This is a genomic window from Pararhodobacter oceanensis (assembly GCF_003076755.1).
GTDB classification, from domain to species: domain Bacteria; phylum Pseudomonadota; class Alphaproteobacteria; order Rhodobacterales; family Rhodobacteraceae; genus Pararhodobacter; species Pararhodobacter oceanensis.
The window spans coordinates 141,457-160,244 of the sequence record NZ_QDKM01000007.1 but is presented as its reverse complement, the minus strand read 5'-3'; the positions used below and the strand labels follow the sequence as shown (position 1 = coordinate 160,244).

Sequence of the window (18,788 nt, the reverse complement as noted above, 5' to 3'; positions counted from 1 at the left end):
AATGTCAAGACATAGCGAGTGATGAGACATAGATCATGCGGGCTGAATTGGGGTAGTTAACGGGGGATTACGCCTCTGGACCTATCCCGGCAAGGAGAACACTACATGACCCGGATACTACTTGCATCGCTGACCCTTGCGATTGCAGCGCTTGTGGCATCGCCCGATGCCGGTCTGGCGCAGACGCCCATCGTCAAGATCGAGGCGGTCGGCACAAGGGATGGCGGGCTCAGTCGGGTGTTTTTCGGCCATGTGGTGGCACGCGAGACGGTGGATCTGTCGTTTCAGGTCGGCGGCCAGATCGTCGAGTTTCCGCTAGAGGAGGGGGCGGATGTCCCCACCGGCGGGCTGGTGGCGCGGCTTGATCTGGTGCCCTTCCAGCTGTCGCTCGAGCAGGCGCAGATCAACAGCGATCAGGCCGCCCGCACCCTTGAGCGTTATCGGCGGCTTGAGGGCGGCGCGGTGTCGCCAACCACCGTGCAGGACGCGCAAACCCAGGCGGAACTGGCGGATGTGGGCCTGCGCAATGCCGAGCGGGCCTTGGAGCAGGCGACCCTGATCGCGCCCTTCGATGCGCTGGTCGCCTCGCGTCTGGTGCCCAATTACTCGACCATCGGCGCGGGCACGCCGGTGGTGCGTCTCCATGATATGTCTGACATACGGATCGAGATCGAAGTGCCCGAAACCATGTTCCGGCTGGCGGGTCTGACCCCCGATGTCGAGATATTCGCGGAATTCACCGGCGATCCGCGCCGCTATCCGCTGGAAATCCGCGAGGTCAACGCCGAGACCGCGGCGGTCGGCCAGACCTATACGATCACCCTTGGCATGGATCCGGCGGATGAGCTGGACGTCTGGCCGGGCTCTTCGGCACGGGTCACCGCGACGATGATCGAGCCCAATCCCACGATCACCGTGCCCGCCTCGGCGGTGGTCATCGGCAATGACGGGGGCACCTCGGTGATGGTGTTCACCCCCACCGGCGCGCTCGAGGGCAGGGTCACCGCCACGGCGGTCGAGATTGCGGCCAGTGACCGCGGCGAGGTCGAGATCATCTCGGGCCTGCAGATCGGGCAGGAGATCGTCACCATCGGCGCCTCGCAACTGCGTGACGGCGAAGACGTGCGCCGGTTCACCGGCTTCGGGGGCTAAGGGCCGGATATGGATATCGCGCGTTTCTCCATCAACAATCCGATTTACACCTGGATTGTGATCCTGATCTGCCTGATCGGCGGCATCTGGGGGTTTTCCTCGGTCGGGCGTCTTGAAGACCCGGCCTTCACCATCAAAATGGCGGTTGTGGTCACCCAATACCCCGGCGCCACCGCTGAAGAGGTCGCCGCCGAGGTCTCGGAACCGATTGAATCCGCGATCCAGAAAATGGGCGAAGTGCGGCTGATCCAGACGATGAACCAGCCCGGCCTGTCGTGGATCACCGTCGAGATGGAGTATCATTACGACGGCAGCGAATTGCCCGAAATCTGGACCAAACTGCGCAATCGGGTCGGCGAGGCCTCGCTACCGGCGGGGGCCAGCACGCCCTTCATCAATGACAGTTTCGGCGATGTCTACGGCCTCTATTACGCGGTCACCGCGCAGGGGTTCAGCGACCGCGAGATCAATGATCTGGCCGATTTCCTGCGGCTTGAGGTGCTGTCGGTCGATGGCGTCGCCGATGCGGTGATCTCGGGCAACCCGAATGAGCGCATCTATGTCGAACCCGATCTCGCGCTCTCGACCTCACTGGGCATCCCGCCCGCGCTGATGCAAGCGGCGCTGGCCGATGCCGATGAGATCGTCGACGCCGGCTCGATCGAAAGCGACGACGGGCGCACGCGATTGCAGCGACCGGCGGGCTCTGACAGCGTCTCGGCGATTGCCGCGCTGGATGTCGGGGTCAGCGGGCAGGTGATCAATCTGGCGGATTTCGCCGATGTCTACCGGGGCCGCGAGGACCGCCCGAACCTGATCTTGCGCCATAACGGGGTCGAGGCCTTCAGTCTTGGCGTCGCCGGTCTGGCCTCGGAAAACATTGTTGAGGTCGGTCATGCGGTCGATGCGCGACTGGCGCAACTGCAAGAATCGCTGCCCCTCGGCGTGACCATCGAGCCGATCTACCAGCAGCATGTTGTGGTCGAAGAGGCGTCGAACACCTTTCTGGTCAACCTCGCGATGTCGGTGGCGATTGTGATCATCGTTCTGGCGATCTTCATGGGCTGGCGGGCGGCGGTGGTGGTCGGCGCGACGCTTCTGCTGACCGTGGTCGGCACGCTGTTCTTCATGGCGCTGGGCTCGATCGAGATGGAGCGGATTTCGCTCGGCGCGCTGATCATTGCGATGGGCATGCTGGTCGATAACGCCATCGTTGTGGCCGAGGGTATGCAGATCAATATGCAGCGCGGCCAATCCTCGCGCGAGGCCTCAACCGAGGCCGCGCGCAAGACCCAGATCCCGCTTTTGGGCGCCACGGTGATCGGGATCATGGCCTTTGCCGGGATCGGCCTCAGCCCTGATGCGACCGGGGAATTCCTGTTCTCGCTCTTTGCGGTGATCGGGATTTCGCTGCTGTTGTCATGGGTTCTGGCGATCACCGTCACGCCGCTTTTGGGGCATTACTTTTTCCGCCGCGGCGAGGCCGGCGCGGGTGGCAGCTATGACGGGCTGATCTTTCGCGGCTATGCTGGCGTGCTGCGTGCCAGCCTCAAGCTGCGCTGGCTGGTGCTGTTTGCGCTGATCGGCACCACCGTTGTCTGTTACGCGATGTTCGGCCAGATCAAGCAGCAGTTCTTTCCCGACAGCAATACGCCGCTGTATTTCGTGAACTACAAACTGCCGCAGGGCGCAGGCATCACCCAGACCTCGGGCGATATGCAGGTGCTTGAGGACTGGCTGGTCGAACGCGATGAAGTGGTCTCGGTGACCTCCTATTCCGGCATGGGCGCCTCGCGTTTCATGCTGACCTATGAGAGCGAAGACCCGAACCCCAGCTACGGGCATCTGATCGTGCGGGTCACCTCGCTGGAGGTGATCCAGAACGAGATGGACGAACTCGAGGCCTTCGCCAGCGAGGCGGTGCCGCAGGGCGAATTCCGCGTCAAACGTCTGGCCTTTGGCCCCGGTGGCGGCGCCCCGATCGAGGTGCGCTTCTCCGGCGCTGACCCCGATGTGTTGCGCGATCTCTCCGATGAGGCCATCGCGCGGTTGCGCGCCGCCTCGCCGAATATCATCGCCCCCCGCTATGACTGGCGCGAGCGCGAGCTGGTGTTACGCCCGATCTACGCCGAGGACCGCGCGCAGGAGGCCGGTATTTCGCGCTCGGATATCACCCGGACCCTGCAATTCGCCACCGAAGGCAGCGTCGCCGGCGTGTTTCGTGAGGGCGACCGGCAAATCCCGATCATCCTGCGCACCGCGCCCGACGCCGGATTGTCGCTGATGGATCATGTGATCTATTCGGACAGCAACAATGTGCTGGTGCCGATGGCGCAGGTGATCGACGGCTTCCGCTTCGAGCCGCAGGATACGCTGGTGTTTCGCCGCGACCGCACCAATGTGATCACCGTCGGCGCCGATATCCCCCGCGGCATGACCGCCACCGAGGTGCTCAGCGAGGTGCGCGGCACCATCGAGGAGATGGAAATCCCCGACGGCTATATGATGGAATGGGGCGGCGAATACGAAAGCTCGACCGACGCGCAGGCCTCGCTGGCCTCGCAGCTGCCGGTGAGTATGATCATCATGGTGTTGATCACCGTCCTGCTATTCAACGCCCTGCGCCAGCCGATCATCATCTGGCTGCTGGTGCCGATGTCGGTCAACGGGGTCAGTCTGGCGCTTTTAGGGATGGGGCTGCCCTTCACCTTCACCGCGTTGCTGGGGCTGCTGTCGCTCTCGGGGATGTTGATCAAGAACGGGATCGTGCTGGTCGAGGAAATCGACCTGATCCGTCAGGCCGAGCCCAAGCTGCCCTTGGAAGAGGCGATTGTCACCGCCTCCACCTCGCGTCTGCGTCCGGTGTTTCTGGCTGCGGCGACGACGATTCTGGGGATGTTGCCGCTGCTTTGGGATGCCTTCTTCCAGTCGATGGCGGCAACCATCATGGGCGGGCTGGCCTTTGCCTCGGTGCTGACCATGATCGCCGCGCCGGTGTTGTATTACCTGTTCTTCAAACGCTCGGTCGCCCGCGCCCAAAGCGCCCAACGCGCCAAACCCGCGCCCGCCTGAACCGCGATCACCACCCAACCCGAGACCCCAAAGATGGCCGCAACCCGCGGCCATCTTTTCATTTCGGCCTGAGCACTTGTGTTAAACGCAGCCCCCTGCGATCACGCAACCCTGCGGTGATCCGTGCCGTCCTCGGCGGCTCACGCGATAAGACACAATAAGAAAGACACAGTCATGGCTCAGCTCGACCTCTATATCAACGGGACCCATAGGCCAGCCGAAGGCGGGCGCAGCTTTACCCGCGCCAATCCGGTCACCGGCGAAATCGTCACCACCGCCGCGGCGGCCTCGCTGGGCGATGCCACCCGCGCGGTCGATGCCGCCGCCAGCGCCTTTGAAAGCTGGTCCAATACCACCCCGGGGGTGCGCCGCAAACTGCTGCTGGCGGCGGCGCAGAACCTGACCGCGCGGGCCGATGAGATCGTGCAGGCGATGAAGGACGAGATCGGCGCCACCGAAGGCTGGGCGCGGTTCAACTGTATGCTGGCGGCGGATATGCTGGTCGAGGCGGCCTCGCTGACCACCCAGATCAAAGGCGAGATCATCCCCTCCAACCGCCCCGGCTCCACCGCCATGGCGACCCGTCAGGCGGCGGGGGTTGTGCTGTCGATGGCGCCGTGGAATGCGCCGGTAATTCTGGGCATCCGCGCCATCGCCACGCCGCTGGCCTGCGGCAATACCGTGGTGATGAAGACCTCTGAACTTTGCCCGCGGGTGCATGCGCTGATCATCGAAGCCGTCGCCGAGGCCGGGTTTCCCCCCGGTGTGCTCAATGCCATTTCCAATCACCCCGACGAGGCCGGTGATGTTGTCGCCGCGCTGATCGAACATCCCGCCATCCGCCGGGTGAACTTCACCGGCTCGACACGGGTGGGCCGGATCATCAGCGAGCTTTGCGGCAAGCATCTGAAACCGGCGCTCTTGGAACTGGGCGGCAAGGCGCCGCTGATCGTGCTCGAGGATGCCGATATCGAGGCGGCGGTCGCGGCGGCGGCTTTTGGCGCCTATATGAACCAGGGCCAGATCTGCATGTCGACCGAGCGGATCATCACCGTGGGCACAGCCGGCGACCGGTTTGTCGCGGCGTTCTCCGAGAAGGTCGCGGGTCTCAAGGCGGGCAACCCCTTGGACAGCAATCCGCCGCTGGGCTCGATGGTCACCGAGGCCGCCGCCAAGCGCATCGAGGCGCTGCTGGCGGATGCGCGCGCGAAGGGCGGCGTGGTGATCGCCGGTGGCGGCGAGGCAACGCTGCTGAATGCCGCCGCGGTCGACCGTGTGACGCCCGACATGCGGCTTTACACCGAAGAGAGCTTTGGCCCCGTCGCCGCGATCATCCGCACCCAATCCGTCGATGAGGCGATCCGCATCGCCAACGAGAGCGAATTCGGCCTCTCGGCGGCGATCTTTGGCCGCGATGTCATGGCCGCTCTGGCGGTGGCGAAACGCATCGAAAGCGGGATTTGCCATATCAACGGCCCGACGGTCCATGACGAGGCGCAAATGCCCTTCGGCGGGGTCAAATCCTCGGGCCACGGCCGGTTCGGCGGCACTTGGGGGATCGACGAATTCACCGAGCTGCGCTGGGTGACCATTCAGGACGGCGCGCTTCCCTATCCGATCTAGCGCTCGGCGCGTCGGGGCAAACCGGCAGTCACCACCGCCGCAGCTTTCAGACCCTGCGGCGGTTTTGGTCTGCCTGCCGCTCAGAGGGATTGCCCCCGCAGCACAATTGCCGCTCTCAGCACATAGCCAGATGCCGCGCTGTGTTACCGGCTGCGGAACACGGCCCGCGAACAAATACGGGCCGCTGCCCATTCCAGACAGCGGCCCGCTCTTCACCACCTGTTAACCCTCAGCCCAGCCGCGTCACGCCGCAGGGGCAAGCTCGCTCAGGATCCCCAGCAGCTTCGCCACTTCACCTTCGGTGTTGTAATGGCACAGCGAGATGCGGATACAGTCGCTCAGCCCCAAGGGATCGAGGACATTGCCGCTATAATGATCCGCTTTGCGGGTGTGGGTGCGGATGCCGTTGTCATTCAGCAAGCGCACCACATCCGGCGAGGCATGGCCGGTGACCGAAATCGACACCAGCCCCTCGCGCGCCGGATTATCCGCCCCCGCCAGCACCGTAACATGCGCCATTTCCGCCAGTCCCGGCAGGTTGCCGGTGCCATGCAGCAGGGCGTTGGTCAGATGCGTCTCATAGGCGTGGATCGCTTGCCCCGCCGCCTCAATCCGCGCGCGGGGATCGGTCGCCTCCGAGACTTCACCGCCCAGCCACTCAAAATACCGCACCACATCCGAGACTGTGGCATAGGCGCCGGTGTCGCGGGTGCCGAACTCCCAGCCGGTCGCGGGGGCGTTCAGCAGCATATCATGGGGCAGGGCGGTCAACCGGTCCGAGATCCATGCGATCCCGTAGCCATGGCGCGAGAACATCTTATATGGCGAGATCACATAGCCATCGACATCGTAAGCCGCGAGGTCAATCTGCCCATGCGCGGCGTGCTGGATACCGTCAACGATGATCATGCACTCGGGCGCAACCTTGCGGATTTCCTGCACAATTCCCGCCACATCCATCCCCATGCCGGTGACCGGCGAGGCATGCAGGATCGTCGCCACCGCCACATCCGGCGTCATCAGCGCCGCGTAATCCGCCGGTGTCACTTGCCCCGAAGCGTCGTCATGCGGCACATTCACATAATCCAATCCGGCGATCCCCGCCCAACGCTGCGCGGCGCTGCGGCTGGCAGGGTGCTCGATCGAAGAGCCGATCACCTTCGCCCCCTCGGGCGCATTCACACAGGCCGTGCGGATCAGGCGGAACAACAGTTCGGTGCCGCTTTCACCCGCGAAAAACTGCCCCGAAGGCGCGTTCATCAACAGCGCCAGATCAGCCTTGGCCTTGTCAATCGTCGCCACCAGCGCATGGGCGGCGGGGTTGTCACGGCCCTGGTTGTCAGGGATCGCGGCGTAATGCGCCGAGGTCTCGACCACAGATTTCAGCGTCAGCGCGCCACCGGCATTCTCAAAGAAAATGCGCGGCCCCTGAAACGGGCAACTATCGACATGGGCGAAACGGTCACGGATGGCGGCGATCAGATCGGGGTTTTCGCGGATCATCTAGGGGGTCCTGAATGGGGGGCGTCACAGCGCCCGGCTGACAATGGATCGGCAGAGTTCGGCAATGGCAAGATGGCTGTGGCGGGGGAAGCCGTCGACGCTGTCATCGACCAGCCCATGGGTGGAATTGATCAACCCATTGGCCACCATCGTATCGAGTAGCAGCGCCTCGCGTTCGGGGGTGTGCAGCAGTTTCGCGGCGCCAGCGCGGGCGGCCATCGCGGCGGCAATCGCGGTGCAGCCCCAGTTCGAGCAGGCGGCAGTAACCAGCACATCGCAGCTTGTCACCGCGCCGATCCCGCCGCCGCAGCCGCATTGGCAGGTGTCGCCATAAGGCACATGCGCGGTGACATGCGCGGCAACACGGCCCATGCCGATCTCGTTGCCGCCATCGCCCACCGCAACCGTCGGAATGCCGCGCCGCAGACCCTCGTCAAACAGCAGATCAATACGCGCGCGGCCCATCCCGTAATCAATGCCGCGCATCGAATGGTAGACGCCCTTATCATTGCGCCCGACACGCTCGGTCGAGAACAGCAGATCGGGCTGGAGGTGATCCAAAAGCGCCACCGCCTCACGCGCGCCGCCCTCATCATCGGTGGCAAAGGGCAGCATGACAATCGTGGCAAGGCTACGGTCGTCGCGGGCGATCTGGGCTTGCTCAAATGTGACCGGAAACAACCCGCTCGCCTGCATCACCGCGCGGATCGCGGGCAAAAGCGTCGCCTCGCAGAGCATCACGCAGGTAGCGTTGCGCGCCATGACCAGCGCGCGGGCCACCGCCGCCGCGCCCGAAGGTCCGTCGTTTTCGCCCAGTTCCGGGGTGATCCATGCGCGCGAGACCGAGCCGGTGGTCATCACCACCGTGCCGCCCTCGGGCACCGCCATCAGCGCATCGGCAGCGGCACCGACCAGCGAGCCGCCCTGCAACGCGCGCGCGGCAGCAAACAGATGCTCGACCCCGCGTTCGCCAATGTCGATATTGACCAATTGATCGAGACGGTCATCCAGACGGGTGATCAGCGCAGCGTCAGCCATCGGCGGGTTCTCCAAACAAAAGCGCGGAGAACCACGCGGTATCCTCAAGATGCGCGGCGACATCCGCCAGCGCAGCGGCCAGACAATCAGCCACCGCCGTGGCGCCGCCAGCCCGCGAAACCGCCCCCGAGGTCGGCTTCAGCCGGATCGACACCCGCCCGCCCGGTTGCCCGTGTGTATTGACGGTGACAATCCCGCGGTCGCGCAGCATCAACATGCCAACCGCGGCGGTGATCTCGGCGGGGACGCGCGTGGTGGCGGTCGCACCGGCAATCTCGAGCGCGATCTCGGTGATATCCTGCTCATCCATCTTTGGCCCCAAGGCCGAGCGGCTGACCCGTGCAGCGCCGAACCGCGCCGCCAGCGCATCCGCCAGATCAACCCCGTCGCGGGCCTCTTCGATCAGCAGATCGGGGCGGAACCCCTGCAGGCTGCGCATCGCGCCCACGGCAATCGGCGCCCGCGCCTCCATGCCCAATTCGCTGGCCTTGGCCTGCACCGGCACCAAAGCGGCTGCGGTGCCGCAAAGCACGCCCGCGCGCGGCCCCGAAAGCCCCGCCTTATCGGCGTTGGTCACCACCAGATCAGCACCGAAGGACAGCGCCGGCGCCCCCTCCAGCAGCACCGGCCGGAAGCGCGCGCCATACGCCTCATCCAGCAAGACCACGCAGCCCGCGCGCTGCGCCAATTCCACCGCCGCGCGGGTCATATCGTCGGGCAGGGTCGCCAGTTCCGAGGTCACCGTGGTGATCACGCAAAGCGCCGGAGCCTGCGCCGCAATTTGGCGTTCCAGTTCCGCCAGATCATGGGTGTCGATCACCTCGACCCCCGCCAGCCGCGCACCGCGGGTCACCGAGGCATGGGCGCGGTCGCCCGCAGCGACCAGCGACAAAACCGGCCGCCCCTTGGCGTGGGCCAGCACCGTGGCGACAATCGCCGCGCTGGTGCGGTTGATCACCGTCACCGCCTCGGAACCGTCGCCGCCCATATGGGCAATCGCTGCCTGCCGCAACTCCTCGCCGTATAACCCCGGTCCGACCCATTCCTCGCAAAGCGTCGGCAGATCCTGCGCCGAGACCGGATAGAACCGCAGGTTGCCGGTGCAAATGGCGATCTTCTCGCCCCCCTCGCGGGCGACGAACTCCGCCGCCACACGCCCCGCTTGGCTCAGGCGGCGCACCTCATCGGCGGAGCCGCCAAGCAGCGCACCACGGGCAAAACCCACCGAGGGATCAAGCGGATTTCCGAAACGGTCAGTCTGGCTCATGCGGCGGGCTCGATATTGATGGTGACGCATTTGCGGTAGGTATAGGCCTCCAGCGCGCCCTCGATGGAGTATTCGCTGCCCATCCCCGATTGCTTGGTGCCGCCATAGGACATGCCGGGGATCTGCCCGCCGCCCTGGTTGACCTGTATCCAGCCCGCATCAATCGCGCGGGTCATCCGGGTGATCCGGCTGACGTCATGGGTAAAGAGAAACGCCGCCAGCCCGTAATGGGTATCATTGGCCATCGCGATCACCTCGGCCTCGCTGTCAAAGGGGATCGCCACCATCACCGGCCCGAACACCTCTTCGCGGGCGATCCGCCATGTGTTGTCGAGCCCGCTCAGGATCGTCGGCTGCGGCGTGAACCCTGCGGGGTCATCCGCAGGCGTCGCGCCGGTCAGGAATTCCGCGCCCTGCGCCTCGGCCTCGGCGATGAAGCTGCGGATTTCGCTGTAACGCTCGGCATTGATCACCGCGCCCATATCGACCTCGGGATCGAGCGCGTCACCGACCTTGAGCGCCGCCGCTTTCTCGGTGACTTTGGGCATCAGTTGATCCCAGATGCTGCGGTGCACAAACAGCCGTGAGCCCGCGGTGCAGCTTTGGCCCTGACGCGCGAACCGCATCGCGTTGACCACCTGCTGCGCGGTGCTCTCCAGCCGCCCGTCGGCAATCGCATCGGGAAACACGATGGTCGGTGATTTGCCGCCCAGTTCCAGCGTCAGTTTGGCGATCCTGTCGGCAGTGGCGCGACCGATCAGCTTGCCAACCTCGGAGGAGCCGGTGAAGGACACTTTGTCGATGCCGGGATGATTGGCCAGCGCCGCGCCCGCCTCTTCGCCCAAGCCCGTCACCACGTTGAACACGCCCGGCGGGAACAGGCCCTCGGCCAGTTCGGCCAGCTTCAGGATCGCCAAGGGCGCGTCCTCGGCGGGTTTGAGGATCAGGCAGTTGCCGGTGGCCAGCGCCATCGAGATTTTCACCGCGCCCAATTGCAGGGGCGAGTTCCACGGGATGATCGAGCCGACCACGCCATGCGGCTCACGGGTCGAATAGCTCAGCAGACCGGGGCCCAGCGGCAGGGTCTCGCCCTTTTGCTCGACCGCCACGCCGCCGTAATATTTCAACACGCCCGCTGCGCCCATCGCCTCGCCGCGCGACTGGGTTTTGATCGCATTGCCGCTTTCTGCCGCCAGAACCCGCGCGACCTCTTCGGCGTTGTCTTCTAACCGCCGCCCCAATTCGGCCAGCAGTTTACCGCGCTCGGCAGCCGCCATCGCGCGCCAGCCGGTCGAGGCCGCCCGTGCGGCGCTCACCGCAAGGTCAATCTCGGCCGCACCGCCACGCCCGACCTCGCAGATCGGGCTACGGCGCGAGGGGTTCTCGATGGTCAATGTCTGGCCCGAAGCAGGCCAGTGCCAGGCGCCATTGATATAGCTGCCAGCCAGTCCCTGCTCGGGAAGTTTCGGCTCAAGTAACGGGCTCATCGCGGGTCTCCTTGGGATGCGGGTTCGGGGGCAGGTTAGGCGGGCAGAGTGGGGTTTGCTCCGCCCGTGCCGAGGGAGATGCGGCAGGGGCAGAGCAGGGCAGGCGGGCGCAGACCAGACGCAGGTCCGGCGCGCGCCCGCATCTCAATGTCAGATCTTCTGGCGCACAACCGCCCAAGTGTCATCGAGTGCCGCCTTGAAGCGGTCGGTGGCAATCTCGATCTCGTCTTCATTGATGATCAAGGGCGGCATAAAGCTCATCCGGTCGCCGATCGCGCGCAGGTAAAGCCCGCGGTCATGGGCGAAATTCTGCACCATCTCGCCAACCTTCAGCTTGGGATCAAAGGGCTCGCGGGTTTTCGCGTCCTTCATCAGTTCAAAGCCGCAGAACAGCCCAACACCGCGCACTTCGGCGACCAGCGGATGATCCGCCATCGCGTGACAGCGCTCGAGGAACGTCTTGCTGACCTTACGCACATGACCGACCAGATCGATCTCGTCGTAGATATCGAGCGCCTCCAGCGCCACCGCCGCGCCGACCGGATGCCCGGCATAGGTATAGCCGTGGCCAAAGGTGCCGACCTCATCCGAATTCTTCATCATATCGGCATAGAGATCATCCTTGAACATCAGCGCCGAGAGCGGGAAGAACGCCGCGGTCAGGGCTTTGGCGCAGGCGATCATATCGGGCTTGATACCCCAGGTTTCGCTGCCCCACATATTGCCGGTGCGACCAAACCCGCAGACCACTTCGTCGGCCAAGAGTTTGATATCGTATTTGCGCAGCACCGCCTGCATGTCTTCCCAATAGCCCTCGGGCGGCATCAGCGCGCCCCCGCCGGAAATCGCCGGTTCGGCAAAAAACGCGGCAATGGTCTCGGGGCCTTCAGCAAGGATCAGCTCTTCGAATTTTGCCGCCATCCGTGCGGAAAACTCGCGCTCGCTCTCGCCGTCGATGTGGAAGCGGTAGTAGTTCGGCAATTCGGTGTGTTTGAACTCGGGCAGCGGCAGGCCGAATTTGGCGTGCATATGCGGCTGGCCGGACAGCGACACGGTGGCAATCGTATTGCCGTGATAGCCGCGGTGGCGACCGATGATCTTGCGCCGCTCGGGCTCGCCGCGCGCGGTATTGGCATACCACAGCAGCTTGATCGCGGTGTCATTGGCCTCGGAGCCCGAGCATTGGAACATCGCGCGGGTCATGCCATTCGGCGCCATTCCGGTCAGCCGCGCGCCCAATTCGGCAATCTTGGGATGCGAGCGGTTGTAGAAGGTCGGCGCGAAGGGCAGGGTGTTCATCTGCCGCATTGCCGCATTGGCCAGCCGCTCGTTGTTATAGCCAAGGCTGACACAGCCCAGACCCGAGAACCCGTCCATGATCTCGCGGCCTTCCGAGTCGTAGATATACACGCCTTTGCCATGGGTGATCATCGTCGGCCCGTGTTCGGCATGTTGGCGCAGGTTGGATTGGGGATGCACGTGATGCGCAATATCTTGCGCGATGGTGCGTTTGGCGTCGAAATTCATATCGCAGACTCCAGCATGATCGTTACCTCAGCGTCACATTTTACTTGACTGAATAACAATCTCGAAGTTTTCTCTCTTTGTTGAAATAATTTCAGGTGAGAACATGCGCCCCCTCCTCGATCTGCGTCATTTGCAGCTGATTCAGGCAATTATTGAAACCGGACGGATCACCGATGCCGCCGACAAGCTGGGGGTGACGCCCTCGGCGCTCTCGCACCGTCTGCGCGAGGCCGAGCGGCGGCTGGATGTGCCCTTATTCACCCGTATGCACAAACGGCTGCGCAAGACCCCGGCGGCGGAATATATGGCGGTGGTGGCCGAGCGTGTGCTCGCCGATCTCAGCCGCGCCGAAGAGGATGTGCGGCGGATGAACGCCGGGGTGCAACATGTGGTGCGGCTCTCGGTCGAAGCCTACAGCAACTACCGCTGGCTGCCCTCGTTCATCCGCTATCTCAAGGCTCATGAAGACGGGATCGACATCCAGATCATGGCCGGTGCGCGCAGTGATCCGCTGACCGGCGTCCTTAACCGGCATATTGATCTGGCGGTGATGTCCGGCGATATCGCCCAGCCGGGCCTTGCCAGCATGCCGCTGTTCGAGGATCCTTTGCTGTATATCATGTCGCCCAACCACCGGCTGGCCGACCGCGCCTTTGTCGAGGGCAAGGATATCGTCGGCGAGCATTTCATCACCTACACCAAAGTGCCTGAGCCCGACCGCGAATTCGCCCGCCTGTTCCGCCCCACCGAGAGCTATCCGAAATGGGCGGCGACGGTGGAACTGCCGGAGGCGATTGTCGAATTGGTCGCCTCGGATCTGGGCACCAGCGTGCTGTCCAACTGGGCCTTGCAGACCGCGCTGGCCGAGGGGCGGATCATCGGCGCGCAAGTGACCGAAGAGGGCATCACCGTGCCTTGGGTGGTGGTGCTGCGCGCCGAGGATATGATCGCCGAAGACCCGATCCAACGCGTCGCGGCCCTGCTGGCCGAATGGTGCAGCCTGCCCAATGGCGGGTTCCATATCGTGTGAATAGGGTGGGCGCTTAGGGGTGCAGCGCCCACCAGCGCTGCACCAAACGCGCCCAACCCGAACCGCCCTAACGGGCACGGCCTTGTATCGGCATCGAGAAGAGACGGGCATAGCACAGACAGGAGTAGCCCCAACCAGCACTGGCCAACCCAACCCGGCTCAGTCCCATACCGGCACCGTCCAGAGACCGGCCCAAACTGAAGAGGCGCAGCCCCAACCGGTGCTGCGCCCTAATCCTTCAGCCCCGCATCCGCGCATTGCCCGGATCATAGAGCGGGCGCTGGCTGGCCGTGGCTTTCACCCTGCGACCGGCGACCAGCACCTCAAAGGGCCCCGCCGCCAGTTCCGCCAGCGACTGCCCCGCAGGCCGCTGCACATAGCCCATGCCGATGGCCCCGCCGACGCTCCAGCCATAGCTTGCCGAGGTCAGCCGCCCGACAATCTCGCCATCGCGCAGCACCGGCTCCTTGCCAAAGACCAGCGCCTCGGGATCTTCCAGCTTGAACGACAGCAACCGGCTGTCCGGCCCTGCAGCGCGGCGCGCCAGAATCGCGTCTTTGCCGGTGAAGTCCGTGTCGAAATCGCAGGCAAAGGTCAGGCCGCTGTCCACCGGACTGTCAAACGGGCCGATATCATGGCCCCAATGGCGAAAGCCCTTCTCGATCCGGCAACTGTCCACCGCCATACCGCCGCAGAGCCGCGGCGCATCGGGGGCTGCGCGCAGGGTCTCGAATAGTTGCTGGGCGAATTCGGCGGGCGCGTGTAGCTCCCAGCCCAGCTCGCCAACATAGGTCACCCGCTGGGCGCGCACCGGCACATAGCCGATATTAAGCGCCTGCCACGAGCCAAACTCGAATGCCTCATTCGACAGATCCGCATCGGTCAGCCCCGACAGGAAGTCCCGCGCGCGCGGCCCCATGATCGCCAGCGTTGCCTCGGATGAGGTGACATTGACCACGCTCACCCCATGCCCCGCCAGCTGCGTCTTGAGCCAGCTTTCGGTCTGCGGCTCGGCGCCCGCCGAGGCCATCACCATATAGCGCGTCGCGGACAGGCGGGCGACCGTTACATCGGCCTCGATCCCGCCTTGCGGATTGAACATATGGGTATAGACCAGCGCCCCCACCGGCACCGCCATATTGGCGCCGCAAAGCCTTTGCATCTGCGCCTCGGCCTCGGCGCCGTCGATCAGATAGCGGCCAAAGGTCAGGTCGATCATCCCCAGATCATCGCGCAGCGCCTGATGCTCGCCGCGCCAGGCGTCAAACCACGGCTGGCGGTCGAACCCGTCGGTGAACGCCTCGGCAAAGACCAGCGGCCGCTCCCAGCCATTGGCCGAGCCGAACTGCGCGCCCTCTGCCACCAGATGCCCGTAATAGGGCGTGCGGCGCAGGCCCCGCGCTTCGGTCTTGCGCTGAAAGGGCCAATGCATCGCATAGGCCAGCGACAGGGTTTCCGCCGCTTTATCAGCCACATAGTCGCTGGCGTTCAACCCCGGCACAATCCGGCGCGCGTCAACATCGGTCAGATCCATGGTCATATGCCCGTGGATGATCCACTCCGCCAACGCCTTGCCCGCGCCGGGGCCGTTCTGGATGCCGGTCGAGTTGAACCCCGTCGCCACCCAAAGCCCCGCCACATCCGTGATCGGGCCCAGATAATGGCGCGCATCGGGGGTGAAACACTCGGGCCCGTTAAAGAACTTGCGGATACCGCTATGAGCCAGCGCCGGCACCCGTTCCGAGGCCGCCTCGAGTATCCCGTAGAGATGCTCGTCATCGCAGGGCAATTCGTCGAACTCGAAATGCTCGGGGATACCGCCCTTGGGCCGCCATGCGGTGGCGTTAGGCTCCGAGCAGCCGATCAACAGCTTGCCCGCGTCCTCCTTGTAATAAGCGTATTCATCCATCACCCGCAGGATCGGCAGATCACCGGTGACCCCCTCAATCGGATCGGTGACAACATAGTAATGATTGGCGGCCTGTAGCGGCAGGCTGACCCCGTGGCCCAGACCGAACTCGCGCGCCCACATGCCGGTGGCATTCACCACATGTTCGGCCCGCACCATGCCCTGCTCGGTCTCCACCCCGCGCACACGGCCGCCCTCGATCACCAGCCGCTCGACCTTGCAGTCCTCGAAGATCTGCGCGCCCTGCATCCGCGCGCCCTTGGCCAGCGCCATCGTGGTGTCGATCGGGTTGGTATAGCCGTCACCGGGGAACCAGAAGGCGCCCTTGCCACCATGCGCCGAAAGCAGCGGCCAGCGCGCCTCGGCCTCCGCGGTCGAGATTTCCTCGGCCCGCAGCCCGCAGCCATGGGCGTAATCGACCTTGCGCCGCAGCTCTTCCATCCGCGCGTCGGTCAGCGCCAAAGTCAGCGAGCCGTTGCGCTTGAAACCGGTGTTCTGGCCGGTCTCATCCTCGAGCCGCTCCATCAGATCGAGCCCGTATTTGGCCAGCGCCGACATCACCGGCACGGCTTGGGTCTCGCTGACCAGACCGGCGGCGTGCCATGTCGTGCCCGAGGTCAGCTTGCGCCGCTCGATCAGCGCCACCGACCAACCGGCATGGGCCAGATGATAGGCGGTGGCGCAGCCGACGATCCCGCCGCCGATGACGACAACCTGCACCTCAGAAGGGAGCGTTTTTGCCATGGGATCAGCCTTTCAACCGAGCGTTTTCAGGATCATAGAAGGGTGTCGCCGTGACAATCGCGCGCACCGGTTCGCCCAGCACTTCGATCTCGAAAACATCGCCCGGCGTGGTCGGAATGCTCAGATAGCCCAAGGCCAGCCGCTGGCCGCTGCCCTCGGCAATGCGAAACCCGCTGCCGCCCGAACTGACATAGCCCAGCGTCTCGCCATCGCGGCAGATCGGGCTTGAGGGCAGTGCATCAGCCCCTGCACCCAGCAGTTTGAAACCGGTGAAGTGATAGGATTTTTCCTGTTCCGCATGGGCCAGAAACGCCTCGCGGCCAATGAAATCCGCCTTTTTGCGGCTGACGAAACGGTCGAGACCGGCGTCAAACATCGTGTATTCGATGCCGAAATCCGAGCCCCAGCCGTGATAGGCTTTCTCCAGCCGCATCGCATTCAGCGCATAGGAGCCAAAGTCCACCAGCCCGTGTTCCGCACCGCCCGCGCTGATCGCCTCATAGACGGTGACCAGATCCGCGTCGCGCAGGTGCAATTCCCAGCCCAATTCGCCGACATAGGACACCCGCAGCGCGATCATCTCCACGCCTGCCAGAGTGATCTCGCGGACGGACATCCACGACGCAGACTCCACCGAGAGATCGGCATCGGTCAGGGGCTGCAACAAGGCCCGCGATTTCGGCCCCATCACCAAAAGCGCGGCGTTGAACTCCGAGCCGCGGCGCAGGGTGACGCCGCTTTCGGGCATAAACCGCATCATCCAGTCGTGATCGCGCTTGTCGGCCAATGTCGGACCGCACAGAAGATAGCGGTTCTCATCCAGCCGCGCGATTGTCGCCTCGGACCAGATTTTGCCGCGCGGGGTCAGCATATAGCTCAGTTTCACCCGCCCGATGGCCGGCATAGCGCCGCAGAACACGCGGTTCAGGAACTCGGTGGCACCGGGGCCTTCGACCTCGAAACGGGTGAAACCGCCGTGATCCATAATCCCGACATGATCGCGCACCGCGCGGCATTCGGCGGCCACCGCCGGTTCCCAGCATTCATCATGGAAGCTCAGCACATTGTCGTTGCGCACCGCCTCGGTCTCGAACCAGAAGGCCCGCTCCCAGCCGGCGATCTGGCCAAACACCGCGCCCTTGGATTTGAGCCGCTCGTAAAGCGGGGTGGTCTGCACCGGCCGCGCCGCATGCCACATCCGGTGCGGGTAGGGGATCGCATATTGGTTCTCATAAAGTTCGCTCGAGCGGGCGACCGTATAGTCAAAGGTGGCCCAGATTTCCCCAAACCGGCGTGGATCCCACATAGACATATCCCATTCTGTTTCGCCTTCGGTGATCCATTCGGTCAACGTCTTGGCGGCTGCGGCGGAATGCGTGACGCCGACAGGAAAGGCGCAGGCATGATAGAAATTCGGCAGTCCGAAGGCCGGACCACAGAGCGGCGCGCCATCGGGGCTATAGGGGATCGGGCCGTTAACAAAGCGCCCGACACCGGCCTCGCCAAGGATCGGCACATGGGTCAGCGCCGCGTCGAGCACCTCGGCGATATCGTCGACACTGTCGGGATAAAGCTGGTTGGCAAAACAATCCGGCATCCCGTCCAGCCACGCCGGACGCCCCGCATGGCCATAAGAGCCCAGCAGGAACCCGTTTCGCTCGCGGCGCAGGTAATACATAATGTCGGGATCCCGCACGAGCGGGAAGTTCTCGGGGTTGGCGGCCAGTTCCGGCAGGCTCTCGGTCACCAGATACTGATGCTCCAGCGTCACCACCGGCAGTTTCTGCCCGACCATCTCGCCGACCTTACGGCCGAAATACCCCGCCGCGTTGATCACGATTTCGGCGCGCACATTGCCCTTGTCGGTGGCCACATCCCATTCGCCCGAAGGCGTGCGGGTGATGCCGGTGACGGTGGTAAACCGCGCAATCTGCGCCCCCAGATCACGCGCGCCCTTGGCCAGCGCTTGGGTCAGCTGGCTGGGATCGACATCGCCCTCATAGGGGTCATAGATACCGCCACGAATACTGTCGCCCGAGGTGAAATAGGGATGCATCGCGTCCATCTCGGCGGGGCTGACCATCGCCATATCATAGCCCAAGCCCTTGGAAATGCCGGTCAAATGGCGGAAAAACTCCATCCGCTCGGGGGTATGCGCGGGCCAGAAGGCGCCGGTGTGTCGATAGGTGATCGGGTAATCGACCTCCTCGGCCAGATCCTTATACAGCCGCCAGGCATAATTGCCCGCGCGCATCCCGCCCCAGCTATTGGCATAGGTCGGGATATTCCCCGCGGCGTGCCAGGTCGAGCCGCTGGTTAGCTCGTTTTTCTCGACCAGCAGCGTGTCGGTGACACCGGCGCGGGCCAGATGATACAGCGTCGAGACGCCGACAATACCGCCACCGATGATGACGACTTTTGCATGGGTTTTCATGG

General features: G+C 64.2%; 11 protein-coding genes. 4 read left to right on the top strand and 7 right to left on the bottom strand.

Going from position 1 to position 18,788, the window contains the following annotated elements; all coding sequences use genetic code 11:
* Positions 1-105 precede the first annotated feature (105 nt).
* From DDE20_RS14935 to DDE20_RS14925, 3 genes are all read left to right on the top strand, one after another.
* Positions 106-1,152, top strand: a complete 1,047-nt coding sequence (locus DDE20_RS14935; protein WP_116559317.1) for an efflux RND transporter periplasmic adaptor subunit — start codon at positions 106-108, stop codon at positions 1,150-1,152.
* A gap of 9 nt (positions 1,153-1,161) precedes the next feature.
* Positions 1,162-4,224: an efflux RND transporter permease subunit gene (locus tag DDE20_RS14930; RefSeq protein WP_116559316.1), complete on the top strand. Its 3,063-nt coding sequence runs from the start codon at positions 1,162-1,164 to the stop codon at positions 4,222-4,224.
* 174 nt (positions 4,225-4,398) lie between these two features.
* Positions 4,399-5,847 carry an aldehyde dehydrogenase gene (locus DDE20_RS14925; protein WP_116559315.1) on the top strand — a complete coding sequence of 483 codons (1,449 nt, stop codon included), beginning with the start codon at positions 4,399-4,401 and terminating at the stop codon, positions 5,845-5,847.
* A gap of 243 nt (positions 5,848-6,090) precedes the next feature.
* On the opposite strand, the gene DDE20_RS14920 is transcribed toward DDE20_RS14925, so the two are convergent.
* The 5 genes from DDE20_RS14920 to DDE20_RS14900 all read right to left on the bottom strand — a co-directional run bounded on the left by DDE20_RS14920 (position 6,091) and on the right by DDE20_RS14900 (position 12,669).
* On the bottom strand, positions 6,091-7,350 hold the full coding sequence (locus DDE20_RS14920; protein WP_116559314.1) for an aminotransferase class V-fold PLP-dependent enzyme: 1,260 nt from the start codon (positions 7,348-7,350) through the stop codon (positions 6,091-6,093).
* A 24-nt stretch (positions 7,351-7,374) separates the two neighbouring features.
* Positions 7,375-8,388, bottom strand: coding sequence for a glutamate cyclase domain-containing protein (locus DDE20_RS14915; protein ID WP_116559313.1), 1,014 nt, complete (start codon positions 8,386-8,388; stop codon positions 7,375-7,377).
* Complete coding sequence (locus DDE20_RS14910; protein WP_116559312.1) at positions 8,381-9,655, bottom strand: aminotransferase class I/II-fold pyridoxal phosphate-dependent enzyme; 1,275 nt, start codon at positions 9,653-9,655, stop codon at positions 8,381-8,383. Before DDE20_RS14910 ends, DDE20_RS14915 begins: the two co-directional genes overlap by 8 nt.
* Entirely contained in the window at positions 9,652-11,142 is a 1,491-nt protein-coding gene (locus DDE20_RS14905; RefSeq protein WP_116559311.1) for an aldehyde dehydrogenase family protein, read from the bottom strand. The genes DDE20_RS14910 and DDE20_RS14905 overlap by 4 nt, the downstream gene beginning before the upstream one ends.
* Before the next feature lie 150 nt (positions 11,143-11,292).
* A complete protein-coding gene (locus DDE20_RS14900; protein WP_116559310.1) occupies positions 11,293-12,669 on the bottom strand; it encodes an aminotransferase in 1,377 nt (458 codons plus the stop codon).
* A 103-nt stretch (positions 12,670-12,772) separates the two neighbouring features.
* On the opposite strand from DDE20_RS14900, the gene DDE20_RS14895 reads away from it, so the two are divergent.
* Entirely contained in the window at positions 12,773-13,699 is a 927-nt protein-coding gene (locus tag DDE20_RS14895; protein WP_116559309.1) for a LysR family transcriptional regulator, read from the top strand.
* 238 nt (positions 13,700-13,937) lie between these two features.
* Here the strand turns inward: DDE20_RS14895 and DDE20_RS14890 are convergent, their stop codons facing one another.
* Together DDE20_RS14890 and DDE20_RS14885 are read right to left on the bottom strand one after the other, a co-directional pair.
* Positions 13,938-16,352, bottom strand: coding sequence for a GcvT family protein (locus tag DDE20_RS14890; protein WP_116559308.1), 2,415 nt, complete (start codon positions 16,350-16,352; stop codon positions 13,938-13,940).
* 4 nt (positions 16,353-16,356) lie between these two features.
* Entirely contained in the window at positions 16,357-18,786 is a 2,430-nt protein-coding gene (locus DDE20_RS14885) for a GcvT family protein (protein WP_116559307.1), read from the bottom strand.
* Positions 18,787-18,788: the final 2 nt, after the last annotated feature.

Excerpts from the sequence above, each read along its gene's own strand:
- DDE20_RS14935 (WP_116559317.1), top strand. The coding sequence starts at position 106 with ATGACCCGGATACTACTTGCATCGCTGACCCTTGCGATTGCAGCGCTT.
- DDE20_RS14930 (WP_116559316.1), top strand. The coding sequence starts at position 1,162 with ATGGATATCGCGCGTTTCTCCATCAACAATCCGATTTACACCTGGATT.
- DDE20_RS14925 (WP_116559315.1), top strand. The coding sequence starts at position 4,399 with ATGGCTCAGCTCGACCTCTATATCAACGGGACCCATAGGCCAGCCGAA.
- DDE20_RS14920 (WP_116559314.1), bottom strand. The coding sequence starts at position 7,350 with ATGATCCGCGAAAACCCCGATCTGATCGCCGCCATCCGTGACCGTTTC.
- DDE20_RS14915 (WP_116559313.1), bottom strand. The coding sequence starts at position 8,388 with ATGGCTGACGCTGCGCTGATCACCCGTCTGGATGACCGTCTCGATCAA.
- DDE20_RS14910 (WP_116559312.1), bottom strand. The coding sequence starts at position 9,655 with ATGAGCCAGACTGACCGTTTCGGAAATCCGCTTGATCCCTCGGTGGGT.
- DDE20_RS14905 (WP_116559311.1), bottom strand. The coding sequence starts at position 11,142 with ATGAGCCCGTTACTTGAGCCGAAACTTCCCGAGCAGGGACTGGCTGGC.
- DDE20_RS14900 (WP_116559310.1), bottom strand. The coding sequence starts at position 12,669 with ATGAATTTCGACGCCAAACGCACCATCGCGCAAGATATTGCGCATCAC.
- DDE20_RS14895 (WP_116559309.1), top strand. The coding sequence starts at position 12,773 with ATGCGCCCCCTCCTCGATCTGCGTCATTTGCAGCTGATTCAGGCAATT.
- DDE20_RS14890 (WP_116559308.1), bottom strand. The coding sequence starts at position 16,352 with ATGGCAAAAACGCTCCCTTCTGAGGTGCAGGTTGTCGTCATCGGCGGC.
- DDE20_RS14885 (WP_116559307.1), bottom strand. The coding sequence starts at position 18,786 with ATGAAAACCCATGCAAAAGTCGTCATCATCGGTGGCGGTATTGTCGGC.